The sequence below is a fragment of the Geobacillus thermocatenulatus genome (genome assembly GCF_002217655.1).
GTDB lineage: Bacteria > Bacillota > Bacilli > Bacillales > Anoxybacillaceae > Geobacillus > Geobacillus thermocatenulatus.
The window spans coordinates 1,337,991-1,351,434 of sequence record NZ_NEWK01000001.1 but is presented as its reverse complement, the minus strand read 5'-3'; the positions used below and the strand labels follow the sequence as shown (position 1 = coordinate 1,351,434).

Genomic DNA, 13,444 nt, shown 5'->3' with positions numbered 1-13,444 from the left:
TCCGAAATGGAAAAGTTTTTGTCATTTTCTCTATACGTATTATAAACATTCTCACCGATATTGTGAACCATTTCATGCCTTTTTACGCAAATTACGCAAGCGTCCGCAAGACGTTCGCCATTTCGATCGCCGACACCGCCGCTTCCCATCCTTTATTGCCCGCTTTCGTGCCGGCCCGCTCGATCGCCTGTTCAATGGTGTCCGTCGTCAACACGCCGAAAATGACCGGAACACCGCTTGCAAGCGCCGCGTGGGAGACGCCTTTGGCCGCCTCGCTGCAGACGTAGTCAAAATGGCTCGTTGCCCCACGGATGACGGCGCCAAGCGTAATGACAGCGTCAAACTGCTTCGATTCCGCCATTTTTTTCGCCACAAGCGGGATTTCAAACGCACCCGGCACCCAGGCGACAGTGATGTCGCTGTCGCTCACGCCATGGCGCGTCAAGCCGTCGATCGCCCCAGATAAAAGCTTGCCCGTGATGAATTCGTTAAAACGAGAGACGACGATGCCGATTTTCAATCCGGTGCCGACTAAGTTTCCTTCAATGATGCGCATGTTCGTTGCTCCTCCCATCATTAAAAATGAAGCATATGTCCTAATTTTTCATGTTTCGTGCGCAAATATTTTTCATTTTCCTTTTTCGCTGGCATCTGAATGGGCACCCGTTCAACGACTTCGAGTCCATGCCCTTTTAAGCCGGCGATTTTGCGCGGGTTGTTCGTGAGCAGGCGCATTTTCGTCACGCCAAGATCTTTCAAAATTTGCGCCCCGATGCCATAATCGCGCAAATCGGCGGGGAAGCCGAGCTTTTCGTTCGCCTCGACGGTGTCATAACCTTGCTCCTGCAGCTTGTAAGCGCGCAACTTGTTCATAAGGCCGATGCCGCGCCCTTCTTGGCGCATGTAAAGCAACACCCCGCGCCCTTCCGCCTCGATTTGCCTGAGCGCCGCATGCAGCTGCGGACCGCAGTCGCACCGGTACGAGCCAAACACATCGCCAGTTAAGCATTCGGAATGGACGCGCACCAAGATCGGCTCATCCGGGATGATCTCTCCTTTGACAAGCGCCACATGCTCTTTTCCGTCGAGCACGTTTGTGTAGCCGATGGCGCGAAATTCGCCGAATTCGGTCGGCAGCCAAACGTCCACCTCCCGTTTCACGAGCTTTTCCCGCTGGCTCCGATAGGCGATCAAATCTTTGATCGTGATCATTTTCAATCCGAACTGGTCGGCGATTTGCCGCAAATCAGGAACGCGAGCCATCGTCCCGTCCTCTTTAATGATTTCGCAAATGACGCCGGCCGGCTTCGCGCCGCACAAACGGGCCAAATCAACCGCCGCTTCTGTATGGCCGGCGCGCCGCAAGACGCCTCCCTTTTTCGCAATCAACGGAAAAACGTGGCCAGGACGTTTAAAATCGCTCGCTTTCACATTCGGATCAAGCAGCGCCTGAATCGTCGCCGCCCGCTCGTAGGCGCTGATTCCCGTCGTTGTCGTTTTGTAGTCGACACTCACCGTAAACGCTGTGCCATGCGCGTCCGTGTTATGAGTGACCATCGGCTCAAGCTCGAGCCGCTCCGCCAATTCCTCCGTAATCGGCACGCAGACGAGCCCGCGGCCATGAGTGATCATAAAGTTAATGACATCCGGAGTAGCTTTTTCGGCCAGCACGACAAAATCGCCTTCATTTTCGCGGTCTTCGTCATCGCAAACGATGATCACTTCTCCGTTTTTCAGCGCCGAAAGCGCTGCTTCAATCGTGTCAAACATCAAGCTTGCCCCCTTTTCCACTATTTATAGCCGTGCTGCTCCAAAAATTCGACCGTCAATTTGGAGGTCGGCGTCGCTTTCGCGGTGAGGAAAGCGGCGACGTACTTGCCGATCATGTCGCACTCGATATTGACGAGATCGCCCGGCCGCTTTTCGCCTAAAATCGTCGCCTCACGCGTATGCGGAATGAGTGAAACGATGAACGTGCGCTCGCTCAGACCGAAAATCGTCAAGCTCGTCCCATCGACTGCGACCGATCCTTTCTCAATCATATAGGCGCGCAGCGAGGCCGGCACTTCGATTTCATAGTAGACGGCGTTCGCTTTCGGCCACTGCCGGATGATGCGCCCGACGCCGTCCACATGCCCGGTGACGAAATGGCCGCCAAACCGTCCTCCAGCCGCCATTGCCCGCTCCAAATTCACCTTCGCCCCCGGCTTTAATGTCTTTAGCGCCGTCGCTTTCACCGTCTCCGGCATGACATCGACCGTAAACTGCCGTTCGGTGAACGATGTGACGGTCAAGCAGACGCCGTTGACGGCGATGCTGTCGCCAAGCCGCACATCTTCGAGCACCCGCTTGGCGCCAATCGTCATCACGATGGCATCGCCGGTTTGCTTCATTTGTTCGATCGTGCCGATCTCTTCAATAATGCCAGTGAACACAACGATTCCTCCTTCCGTTTCGGCGCGGCGACGATTTTGATGTCCGGGCCGATCGTCTCGATGCGGCGGATGTCAAGCTCCACCGCTTCAGCAAGCCGGGCGAAGCCAAGGCCGCCGACCGACGTCGGCGCCCCGCGGCCGCCGATCAGCTTCGGAGCGATATAGGCGATGACCTCATTGACTGCTCCCGCGCGGAGGAAGCTGTCATGAACGCGCGAGCCGCCTTCGACAAACAGCGACATGACTCCCTGCTCCCCAAGCAGACGGAGCACATCGCGGACATCGATCTGGGCCGTCGGCATTGAAAATACACGCACCCCAAGGCGCTCATACGCCGCTGCTTGTTCCCGACTGACGCCGCCGGTGATGATCCACGTTTCTGCTTCCTTGTCAGCGACGACATGGGCGTCAAGCGGTGTACGCAATTTTGTATCTAAAATGATGCGCAGCGGGTTTTTCCGCTTTTCCCCAAAGCGGACGGTAAGCTTCGGGTTGTCGGTCAAAACGGTGTTGACGCCGACCAAAATGGCGTCATGCTGCGCACGAAGGCGATGGACATCCTCACGCGCCGCGCTTGATGTAATCCATTTGCTTTCCCCCGTCGCCGTCGCGATTTTGCCATCGAGGCTGCATGCGAACTTCAACGTGACAAACGGCGTTTTTGCGGCGATATAGTGGAAAAACATCCGATTTAATTCGTCCGCTTCGTCTTTTAATACGCCAACATCAACGTCAATGCCCGCTTGGCGCAGCTTGGCAATCCCTTTTCCCGCGACAAGCGGATTCGGGTCGGTCGTGGCAACGACGACGCGACGGACGCCCGCCTGGATGAGCAAATCGGCACATGGCGGCGTTTTTCCATAATGGCTGCACGGCTCAAGCGTCACGTACACCGTCGCACCGCGCGCCTTCTCGCCAGCCATGCGGATCGCATAGACTTCAGCGTGCGGCTCACCCGCTTTCAAATGGGCGCCAAGCCCAACGACCGTCCCACCGTTGACAACGACCGCGCCAACTGCAGGATTGGGAGACGTTTGCCCGACCCCAGCTTTGGCCACATCGAGAGCGAGCCGCATATAATGTTCATCGTTATGCACCGCACTCCCTCCTTCAATAAAAACGAAACCCCCGGGATGTCCCCGGGGGCTCATTGATGAGAGAATGACCAATGATGCGCAAACAAACACACGTTCGCTAAGCAGGCTATACCGGCCGGTCGGAAACAAAAGATACTACCATGCCTAGTCGGCCGACAGACGCTGCCCATGGGTCTGAACCGGCCGAAAACAGCCGTGCGCATATTGGCATCCTTCTCCCATCCAGACTATACTGTCGGCTCCGGAATCGCACCGGATCCTGCCTTTCGGCTCGCGGGCTGAGGGGCGGAAAGCCCCATCACCGCCGGTCGGGAATTTCACCCTGCCCCGAAGGATGCATCACTATATCGTTATGTTCATTATACCACACGAAACGCCCTGCATCATCATTCCGCAACCCAAATCCAATACGCCGCTCCCCACAACAGGCTGGCCGCAAGCAAAAAGAAAAACAAGCGCCAGTTGTTTCGAACAGTCCGATCATCCTCGCTCATGCGCTGTTTACGGTTCGTCAAATACTTTCACTTCCTTCATCACGTCGCCGTTTTTCATCGTCCTCACGACGTCCATGCCCGATGTCACTTGGCCAAAGACGGTGTGCACCCCATCCAAGTGCGGCTGCGGCTCGTGGACGATAAAGAACTGGCAGCTGCCGGTGTCGCGGCCGCGGTGCGCCATGGACATCGCGCCGGTGACATGTCGGTGTGGATTGTTGTCCGTCTCGCACGGGATCGTATAGCCGGCATCGCCCGTTCCGTTGCCGCGTGGACATCCTCCTTGGCTGACAAATCCAGGGATGACGCGGTGGAACGTCAACCCGTTATAAAAGCCTTCGTTTGCGAGCTTCTCAAAATTGGCCACCGTCACCGGCGCCTCGTTTGGGAACAGTTCAAACTTGATTTTCCCGCCGTTTTCCATTAGAATATATCCTTTTTTCGCCACAAGCATCCAGCTCCTTTTCGACATCGAAACTGCTTTTATCATACCATGATTGCCAAGTGAAACAAAAGAAAAAATGTCTTTTCAAATTCGCACGCCGCCTGACCGCGTCGCTTTTTGCCGATAGCCAAGCAGGCGAGCGTACGGTATAATGATAATGCATTTTCGTAAACAGGAGGCGAGCTATGTGAAACGAACGATCGCTTCATCGCTGCTTTGGGCGGTGCTCTTGGCATCTCCGGGCATCGCAGCGGCCGATGCCGCGCCGGGCGATGTCATTGTGACGCTCGGGGAAAACTTAACGAATGAACAAAAGCAAAAAGTGCTCGACGAAATGAAGGCGCCGGACGGGGCGCAAACGATCACCGTCTCAAACGTTGAGGAGCATAAATATTTGGACGGACTCATTCCGAAAGCGCAAATCGGCACGCGCGCCATCTCGTCGTCGATGATCACGATAAAAGAGCCCGGCTCGGGGCTTCATGTCGAAACGCACAACATCACATGGGTGACGAAAGAGATGTATACAAACGCCTTGATCACCGCAGGGGTGAAAGATGCCGATATTTACATCACCGCCCCGTTTCCGGTTTCCGGCACCGCAGCGCTGACGGGGCTGATGAAGGCGTATGAAATTTCCTCGGACCAAGCCATCCCTGATGATGTCAAAAAAGTGGCGAACGAGGAAATGGTGCAGACGGCGAAGCTCGCCGATTCGATCGGCGCGGACAAAGCGGTCGCCCTGCTGGCGAAAATCAAACAAGAAATCGCCAACAACCCACCGCAGACGGACGCTGATTTGCGCGCCCTTATTGAAAAAATCGCCAACGACCTTGGCATTACGCTGAGCGAGAATGAAATCAACAACCTGATTTCCCTTTTCCATAAAATGCAAAACGCCCATATTAATTGGGATCAAGTGAACGATCAGCTGAGCAAGGCGAAAGAACAGCTATCGGCGTTTTTGCAGTCAGAAGAAGGGAAAACGTTCATTCAAAACCTTATCGACATCTTCAAAGAAATTTGGAACGCGATCAAATCAGCATTTTCCTCAAATCAACAGTCAACTACCCCCACTTCGCTAACGCTTGAAGTGGGGGCTTGCAACTCCCCAGAAGTGCGAGCGGACTTCGTCCTCCTTCCTTGACTTGGGGTTGCATTAGGGGCAGGTTGACAACTACCCAACGACGCAGGTCATGCCTGTGTCGTTCCTTCAACGATGTACTCTATTCCTTTTCGTTGAAGGTTCATAGCACCAATGCGGTCATCGTTTGAGGTGTATCCGCATGTTCGGCAACAAAAGGTGTGTGTACGCTTGTTTCGATTGGCTTTTTCCGTATGACCACACTTTGGACATGTCAAAGAGGTGTAATGCGGAGCAACCACCATCACTTTTGACCCATGCAAACGTGCCTTATACTCTAACATTTGACGGAACTGATAGAACGCCCACGATACGGTTTCATATCGGTCATGGATACGTACACGTTCTGTTTTTTCACGAATGCCTGTTAAATCTTCTAATACAAAAAGGGTACGTTCTCCATATTGACGAACGAGTGCCTTCGTGACAGCATGGTTCACATCCGTCATCCAACGGTTTTCTCGTTGTCCGATTGTTTTCAACTTCCGACGCGCAGAAGCCGTCCCTTTTTGCTGGAGGGTTTTTCGCATTCGTTTGTACTTGGCACGCATATGCTTGATTTTTCGCCCGTTAAAAAAGGTGGTTTTCCCTTGCGAATCATAAGCTGCTGCAAGAAAGTTAACACCCACATCGACACCGACCACCTGGCGGATGTTGTGTTCATCCACGGTTGGAATCGTTTTGGTCAAGGGAATGTGCAAAAAGAATTTGTTATGCTTGTAGACGAGTTTGGCTGTGCCAAACGTCCATGAGCCATCAAAATATTGTTCCATGCCTTTTGGTTCGAATGGTACTTTGATTCGTCCTTCTAGCGTATTGACAGAAAATACGCCTTGAACAAGCGAATAATCTCGATTCCAAACGAGATCATATTCAAGTTTTTTAAAGCGAACCAATGTCCATTCGTGACCATTGCTTTTTAGGGAACGGTATCTAGCGATCACCGTTTTAATCACAGATTGCGCCATTTGCGAACGCAAAGCGTAGTTTGATCGAAGTAGACGATAGGTCATGTCGTGTAACTTGGCTTGTACAAGCACTTTTGTGTCAAAAATCACAACAGATACAGCGTTGCACGCTTGTCGATAAGCGGAAAGGGTGGCTTTCAATACTTCTGCTTGTTCCGCTGTTGGGTAAATTTTGATTTTGGCTGTTAACGTCATGTCCATTTGTCTCACCTCTCTTTCACTAAATATATTATATAATATATTATATCATATATTATATCATATTTTTTAGTGATACAAAAAACATCCATGAGTAAATTTTACTCCCCACCCAGGCATGAAAATCCATCTCTCCTTCCATAATGGAGGATGAACGCAAACAGTTTGGAAAGACGTGCTTTTTAATGGTGGTTCGACCCTGTACAAAAAACTGTTTGAGTCCATTTGGTGTTCCACCCATTGTAAGCCCTTTTCATTTGGAAAAGGTGACTACGAACAGAAAAATGCCTAACGAACAAGTGGACTCACTGTTTGCGAATTCATCAATGGAAGGAGTCCGGATCATGGATGTGCTTTATCATCGTTGCGCAGGTTTAGATGTTCATGCCAAAACGATTGTCGTTTGTGCGCTTTGGGGAGAAGAAGACCACATTCAAAAGGAGATCGAAACGTTTTCGACGTTTACCAAAGACTTGTTTCGCCTCCTGAAATGGCTCGAGGATCGAGAAATCACTCATCTAGCGATGGAGAGTACGGGGGTTTACTGGAAACCGGTCTTTAACATTTTAGAGGACTACTTTGACATTACCTTGGCCAACGCTCAGCGAATCAAGAATGTCCCAGGGAGAAAAACGGATGTATCCGATGCGGAATGGATCGCTAAATTATTGCGTTATGGACTGATTGAAAAGAGTTTTGTGCCACCCGCGCCAATTCGAGAATTGCGGGACTTGACCCGTTTACGCAAAAAGTGGGTGGGTCAATTGATTGCGGAAAAAAACCGAATTCATAAAGTATTGGAGTGTTCCAATATCAAGCTGGGTACGGTGATTTCCGACATCTTCGGAGTATCGGGCCGAAAACTCTTGACCCGTTTAATGGAACAGGGGTACATCGAAGAAGCCGATATCGACGCTTGCCTTCACGGAAGAATGAAAGGGAAAAAGCAACAAATTCAGGAATCGCTCTTTGGGACATTAACCGAACATGAGTTGTTCATGATTCGCCAATCGTGGAAGCACATCGAGTATTTGGAAAGCTTGATTCAGGAGATGGACCAACGTATCGACCATCTCTTACAACCGTATCAACAGGAAGTGGATCTTCTGATGACGATTCCTGGAGTGAAAAAGGAAACCGCCGCCGTCATCATCGCCGAAATCGGAGTGGATATGGGACAGTTCCCGACACCGCAGCGCCTCGCTTCTTGGGCTGGGGTGGCCCCGGGAAATCACGAAAGCGCTGGAAAACGCAAAAGTACACGAACGGTAAAGGGTAATCCTCATCTGTAGATGAGCAAATTCACTAACATAAATTGACAACCAAACAAAAAAGGAGACATGAACCGGACTCCTTGGGTAAAATAGATGTGCTCAAAACCCATTCACACAAGGAGGTTCATGTCTCATGAATAGATTAGCACATCACCAAGGAATCCACAAGTTTTTCTTCACTTTGGGGTTAACGCTGCAGCTTTCCAAACCGGTCATCAAGCATCTCATTCATATCGTCGATGCCTTGACCACCAAGGGATTCTCGGGAACATTGACCGATATTCATCACTGGAGCTTTCATCCGAATCATCGAACGACGCTCAGTCACTTTTTCACGAAAAGCCCTTGGGATGAGGAAAGGCTGCTTGGGAAGCTTCAAGAGTGGATCCTCCGCCGAATCGAGCCCCTGGTCGAGCGAAAGAATCAGCCTCTTTTTGTCTCGATTGATGATACGATTTGCCAAAAAACGAAGCCTTCGTCACGGGCTGCACACGCCATTCAAGGGTGTGATTGGCACTACTCGCACAAAGATCATCAATCGGTTTGGGGGCATTCGCTCGTTTGGCTGATGGTGCACACCTTCACGCAAGCGTTTCCGTTCGCGTTTCGTCTGTATGACAAGGCGGCGGGAAGGAGCAAAATCGACTTGGCGATCGAGATGCTTTCCTCGCTCAAGGTGAAGCGGGCTCAGCCGGTGTATGTGCTCATGGATTCGTGGTATCCGTCCCAAACGCTCATCGAAGCCTGTCTGAAAAAGGGATTCCATGTCATCGCCATGCTCAAGACGAACCGGATTCTTTATCCGAATGGCGTCGCCGTCCAAGCCAAGCAGTTTGCTCGCTATATCGAGCCCCAAGACACCCACCTCGTCACGGTGGGTCAGGAGCGTTATTGCGTGTATCGCTATGAGGGGGCCATCCATGGCCTCGATGATGCGGTGGTGCTGCTGGCTTGGAAGGCGGATCAGCCGCTGACGCCGGAACATCTCCATGTCGTCTTGAGCACCGATCGGGAGCTCGGGGACGAAGACATCTTGCGTTACTATGCTCAGCGTTGGACGATCGAGTGCTTTTTCCGGCAGGCAAAAGACCAATTGAAGCTGGATGGATACCGGGTCCGCCACATTCGGGCGGTGAAACGGTATTGGGCGGTGGTGCTCTTGGCCTGCGTGTACAGCATCGCCGAATCCCGACAAACCCTTTCCGCCGGGCTGGAGCTTCTTCGGTCGCGGAAAGACCACAGTGTCGTCGAGTTCATTTATAACGCCGCGAAGCAAGATATTCCCATTGATGTGATCAAAAAACAGCTCCGTATCGCGTAAGGGGGACCCTGTTTGTCTCTCTAACCATGGAAATTATTGTAATGAAAAATGCTCATCTACAGTCCTCATATTAAATCCGCGTTATGCGAGGCGGCATGGGCGTTATCCCGATGCAGGAATCAACCGTTGGCGGCGAAATTTTGGTCATTGGCGGCTCGCCGGGGAAAGAAAAAAGCACTCGTTGCGATCGCGCACCGAATGCTTGTCACCATTTACTGCATGCTTTCCCGAAAAGAGGTTCATCACCAAAAGATGTACTTGCACCTGTCATGAAAGTATGTTAGCTGTTTCCAGCCGAACCCGCAGTGCAAAACGCTGGATATTTCGGTATCCGTATCCCCGACGTTTCATCAGCTTGATCTTGTTATTCGTTCCCTCCATCTTCCCATTCGAATAATGGGATAAAATGCACGATATCATTTCGTCTGTTCGTTTGACGAGTGATTTTGCGATGGCACGAACAACGGAACAAGGACAAAACAAATACCGATGAATCCAAGCCTTCAAGCGTCGTTTCGCCTGTTGCTCATCTTTGCTTTTGAACACATAGCGAACATGTTGGAGCGATTGGTAAACAGACTTTAAGTAATCGCTTTCATTACACCATTCTCGTATGATTTGACGTTCTTCCTCCGTCAATTTCTCTGGGCATTGGCTCAATAAACGGCAAACGTAACGAACATTTCCGTGTTTCTTGCCTCCTTTGCCCAAATATTTGCGACAACGTTCTAAAGCATCGGTAAACAGCTGAATGACATGGAAATAGTCGACGACATGTGTCGCCTCTGGGCAAACCCGTTGAATCGCTTTTTTCATCGCTGGAGCCAAGTCACTCACGACATACTGAACGGAACGAGATACATGAGCCAATGCACGCCCAATGGCTTCCTCGTTCTTTCCTGCTTCCATGGCATACACTTCTCCCGTTTCGGCATCCATGATCGCCACTCCATAGTCGTGCCCTTTTCGAAAAGCAAACTCATCGACACAAACCGCCTTTGGTTGGACGTCATTCGATAGGAAGGAAGGGGCATGGGTATAAAACCATCGTTCAACGGTCGTGTAAGGAAGCTTGAGCATACGAGCCACCGCCTGAATGGATGTTCCGATGCAAGATTGCGCGACCCATCGCTGAAAAGCATCCGTCGCCACACTTCGAGGAGAGATGGCTGGATACGACGTGCTGAACGTCACGCCACACGTGCTACAACGTCTGCGCTCGACAGGAAGTTCGATCCAAAAAATTCCGATTCGCTGAGCATAGCCATGCATCCATTGCTTCTTTTTGTCTGTCATTTTGATCGTGCGCTTCAAGCAGACAGGACATAACGGGCATTGTTCGGGTAGAGAAAGTTCGAAAATCCAACGTTCCCCTTCTTTTCGCACCTTTTGAATCAAAACATCTGGTCAATCGATGAGTTCTTTGATAAACTGAGAGTACATGCGAATTTCCCTCCATGGTTTGGTTTGGTCACCTTTACCATACAGGAAAATTCGCATTTTTTGTACCCTCTATGCACACCTACCTTAAATGATCAAGTACAACTTGTGGTGAAGAGCCTATTCTTTGACTTTTAGCAATCGCATGCTGTTTAATGTTACGATTAATGTTGCTCCCATATCGGCAAATACCGCTAACCATAGCGTTAACCAACCAGGCACAATTAACAGTAATGACAATGCCTTAATCCCTAAAGAGAAAGTAATGTTTTGCTTAATAATCGCTAAAGCTTTGCGGCTCAATTTAATCGTATATGGCAATTTGCTTAAATCATCAGACATTAAGGCAATATCGGCTGTTTCTAGGGCTGTATCGGTTCCAGCACCACCCATTGCCACACCAACGGTTGAAGCTGCAAGAGCTGGTGCATCGTTCACACCATCTCCAACCATCGCCACGCTTTGATGCTTGTCACGAAGCTCTTTGATGAAATTCAGTTTATCTTCTGGAAGTAAATCGGCTTTAATATCGGAAACGCCGACTTGTTTTCCGATGGCTTCGGCTGTTCTTTGGTTATCCCCTGTCAACATTACCGTTTTTTCAATACCGACTTGATGAAGTTTTCGAATAACCTCTTTGGATGATTCTCTTATTTCGTCTGCCACGGCAATTAACGCCAGAATTTCTTTTTCCGTCCCTAATACCATGACCGTTTTCCCTTGTGTTTGAAGGGTTGTAATTTGTTCTTTTATTTCTGATTGGATGCCATTTGGAAGAAGTTCCTCAAAAAGACCTGGACTTCCGACATAATACATTTCGTTGTTTACTTTGGCTTTGACCCCTTTACCTGTAATGGATTGGAATTCTTCAACCGATACATCATTAAAATTCAATCCATCTTCTTCTGCTTTTCTTATAATGGCGGAAGCAAGTGGATGTTGTGAGCCTTTTTCAATGGCTGCTGTAATGGTCATTAGTTCATTTTCATCGCCATTATAAGTGACCACATCGGTGACGGAAGGAACACCTTTTGTTAATGTTCCTGTTTTATCAAAAGCGATGACTTTTAGAGATCCTGCTTCCTCTAAATAAATACCACCTTTAATTAACACACCGTTTTTCGCTGCATTTCCAATGGCAGTTACAATCGAAACAGGCGTGGAAATAACCAACGCACACGGACAACCAACCACTAATACAGCTAGACCTCGATAAATCCATTCGCTCCAATCAGCACCCATAAATAATGGAGGAATAACGGCTAGTAAAAGAGCAAAAATGATAATGGCTGGTGTATAGTATTTGGCAAAACGATCTACAAACGCTTGAGAAGGTGCTCGTTCTGCTTGAGCTTCTTCCACTAAATGGATGATTTTCGAAAGAGTTGTATCTTCCACTCGTTTTGTCACTTTTACTTCCAATAACCCTTCTTCATTCAATGTTCCTGCAAAGACTTCATCACCGACTGTTTTGGTTACTGGAACACTTTCTCCCGTAATGGCAGCCTGATTTAGCGTAGATGTACCCTTGATGACGATTCCATCCATCGCTAATTTCTGACCAGGCTTTACGATCATAATATCTCCGACTTGAATATCGTCAACAGGGACCATCATTTCTTCATTTCCGCGACGAATTAATGCTTCTTTTGGAGCAATATCCATCAACGATTCAATGGATTGACGAGCTTTATCCATGGAATAACGCTCTAAGGCTTCGCTAATGGCGAATAGAATAACAACCGTTGCACCTTCTCCCCATTCACCAATCGCTGCAGCTCCTAAAATCGCCACTGTCATCAGCGTATTCATATCAAAATTCAATCGAACTAGGTTTTTGAAACCTTTTATAAATAACGAATATCCACCGATTAAAATTGCTGCAGCATATCCAATTGTCGCAAAGATATGCTCTTCTCCGTATTGCTTCCCTAAAAACCAACTGATCACAAGCAAAACGGCGGAAATATACACTTTAATGTTCTCTTTTTGCTTCCAAAAAGGTTCACGCTTGACTGATTTTTCTTTATCTTCCCGAACCTTTAAGTTTTCAAAAGCTCCTGCTTTTTCTAATTCTTCGATGGTTGTTGTACCCCAAACGGTAATTTTAGATGCTCCAAAGTTTACTTTAGCATCTTGAACACCTGGCAATGATTTTACATTATTTTCAAACTTTGCCGCACAGTTTGCACAAGTAAATCCTTGAACACGGTAGGTTTTCGCTTCTGATTTAGATAATTTTGCTTGTTGTTCAGACACGGACTTTCACCTCTTTCTCATGTACTAACGCAATCATGATTAACTGCTTAATATGGTCATCATCCAGCGAATAAAATGCTAGCTTTCCTTCTTTTCGATACTTTACAATCCCTTGTTTATAAAGGGTGCGTAAATGATGGGAAGTTGTTGCAACAGAAGCCCCGATGATATTAGCAATATCACATACACATAACTCTTCATCTTGGCAAAGTGAATAGACAATTTTTGCCCTATTTTCATCTGCCAGTGCTTTAAACAACAGGACAACACTGGATATATCTTCTTTTTGCAATTCCCCTTGTATTCGATTGACTTTTTCTTCGTCATAACAATAAATTTCACATGTATCTTTCTTACTCATTCATTATC

The 13,444-nt window shown here is 48.9% G+C and carries 12 protein-coding genes, 2 pseudogenes and 1 riboswitch; of the genes and pseudogenes, 4 read left to right on the top strand and 10 right to left on the bottom strand.

The window, feature by feature from the left end:
• Window positions 1-91: 91 nt before the first annotated feature.
• The 6 genes from ribH to B9L19_RS06830 all read right to left on the bottom strand — a co-directional run bounded on the left by ribH (window position 92) and on the right by B9L19_RS06830 (window position 4,474).
• Window positions 92-556, bottom strand: a complete 465-nt coding sequence (gene ribH, locus B9L19_RS06850; protein ID WP_011231776.1) for a 6,7-dimethyl-8-ribityllumazine synthase — start codon at window positions 554-556, stop codon at window positions 92-94.
• Between the two features lie 20 nt (window positions 557-576).
• Window positions 577-1,770 (bottom strand): bifunctional 3,4-dihydroxy-2-butanone-4-phosphate synthase/GTP cyclohydrolase II, encoded by a 1,194-nt coding sequence (locus B9L19_RS06845; RefSeq protein ID WP_014196246.1) that lies wholly within the window; start codon window positions 1,768-1,770, stop codon window positions 577-579.
• A 20-nt stretch (window positions 1,771-1,790) separates the two neighbouring features.
• Window positions 1,791-2,435: a riboflavin synthase gene (gene ribE, locus B9L19_RS06840; protein WP_011231778.1), complete on the bottom strand. Its 645-nt coding sequence runs from the start codon at window positions 2,433-2,435 to the stop codon at window positions 1,791-1,793.
• The gene (gene ribD, locus B9L19_RS06835) at window positions 2,390-3,532 is read right to left on the bottom strand and encodes a bifunctional diaminohydroxyphosphoribosylaminopyrimidine deaminase/5-amino-6-(5-phosphoribosylamino)uracil reductase RibD (protein ID WP_021321991.1); all 1,143 of its coding nucleotides are present in this window, start codon (window positions 3,530-3,532) and stop codon (window positions 2,390-2,392) included. Before ribD ends, ribE begins: the two co-directional genes overlap by 46 nt.
• Window positions 3,533-3,738: 206 nt before the next feature.
• Window positions 3,739-3,871, bottom strand: a riboswitch (FMN riboswitch).
• A 47-nt stretch (window positions 3,872-3,918) separates the two neighbouring features.
• A complete protein-coding gene (locus B9L19_RS19525) occupies window positions 3,919-4,047 on the bottom strand; it encodes a hypothetical protein (RefSeq protein WP_014196248.1) in 129 nt (42 codons plus the stop codon).
• A complete protein-coding gene (locus B9L19_RS06830; protein WP_031206211.1) occupies window positions 4,034-4,474 on the bottom strand; it encodes a peptidylprolyl isomerase in 441 nt (146 codons plus the stop codon). Before B9L19_RS06830 ends, B9L19_RS19525 begins: the two co-directional genes overlap by 14 nt.
• 184 nt (window positions 4,475-4,658) lie before the next feature.
• Here B9L19_RS06830 and B9L19_RS06825 point away from each other — a divergent pair, with 184 nt between their 5' ends.
• Window positions 4,659-5,618, top strand: a complete 960-nt coding sequence (locus B9L19_RS06825; protein WP_021321993.1) for a DUF1002 domain-containing protein — start codon at window positions 4,659-4,661, stop codon at window positions 5,616-5,618.
• A 47-nt stretch (window positions 5,619-5,665) separates the two neighbouring features.
• Here the strand turns inward: B9L19_RS06825 and B9L19_RS06820 are convergent, their stop codons facing one another.
• Entirely contained in the window at window positions 5,666-6,784 is a 1,119-nt protein-coding gene (locus B9L19_RS06820) for an RNA-guided endonuclease InsQ/TnpB family protein (protein ID WP_089113879.1), read from the bottom strand.
• 341 nt (window positions 6,785-7,125) lie between these two features.
• Between B9L19_RS06820 and B9L19_RS06815 the strand changes: the two are divergent.
• The 3 genes and pseudogenes from B9L19_RS06815 to B9L19_RS19300 all read left to right on the top strand — a co-directional run.
• Window positions 7,126-8,070 (top strand): annotated as a pseudogene (locus B9L19_RS06815) (IS110 family RNA-guided transposase); the annotation flags it as partial.
• Window positions 8,071-8,188: 118 nt separating this feature from the next.
• The gene (locus B9L19_RS06810) at window positions 8,189-9,376 is read left to right on the top strand and encodes an IS701 family transposase (RefSeq protein ID WP_033845081.1); all 1,188 of its coding nucleotides are present in this window, start codon (window positions 8,189-8,191) and stop codon (window positions 9,374-9,376) included.
• A 60-nt stretch (window positions 9,377-9,436) separates the two neighbouring features.
• A pseudogene (locus tag B9L19_RS19300) lies at window positions 9,437-9,649 on the top strand (IS110 family transposase); the annotation flags it as partial.
• On the opposite strand, the gene B9L19_RS06805 reads toward B9L19_RS19300, so the two are convergent.
• From B9L19_RS06805 to B9L19_RS06795, 3 genes are all read right to left on the bottom strand, one after another.
• A complete protein-coding gene (locus B9L19_RS06805; RefSeq protein WP_014196254.1) occupies window positions 9,644-10,774 on the bottom strand; it encodes an ISL3 family transposase in 1,131 nt (376 codons plus the stop codon). The pseudogene B9L19_RS19300 and the gene B9L19_RS06805 overlap by 6 nt on opposite strands.
• 162 nt (window positions 10,775-10,936) lie before the next feature.
• The gene (locus B9L19_RS06800) at window positions 10,937-13,075 is read right to left on the bottom strand and encodes a heavy metal translocating P-type ATPase (protein ID WP_014196255.1); all 2,139 of its coding nucleotides are present in this window, start codon (window positions 13,073-13,075) and stop codon (window positions 10,937-10,939) included.
• Entirely contained in the window at window positions 13,068-13,436 is a 369-nt protein-coding gene (locus B9L19_RS06795; protein ID WP_014196256.1) for an ArsR/SmtB family transcription factor, read from the bottom strand. The genes B9L19_RS06800 and B9L19_RS06795 overlap by 8 nt, the downstream gene beginning before the upstream one ends.
• Window positions 13,437-13,444: the final 8 nt, after the last annotated feature.

Coding starts and splice junctions, on each gene's coding strand:
- ribH (WP_011231776.1), bottom strand. CDS start 556: ATGCGCATCATTGAAGGAAACTTAGTCGGCACCGGATTGAAAATCGGC.
- B9L19_RS06810 (WP_033845081.1), top strand. CDS start 8,189: ATGAATAGATTAGCACATCACCAAGGAATCCACAAGTTTTTCTTCACT.
- B9L19_RS06845 (WP_014196246.1), bottom strand. CDS start 1,770: ATGTTTGACACGATTGAAGCAGCGCTTTCGGCGCTGAAAAACGGAGAA.
- B9L19_RS06795 (WP_014196256.1), bottom strand. CDS start 13,436: ATGAGTAAGAAAGATACATGTGAAATTTATTGTTATGACGAAGAAAAA.
- B9L19_RS06820 (WP_089113879.1), bottom strand. CDS start 6,784: ATGGACATGACGTTAACAGCCAAAATCAAAATTTACCCAACAGCGGAA.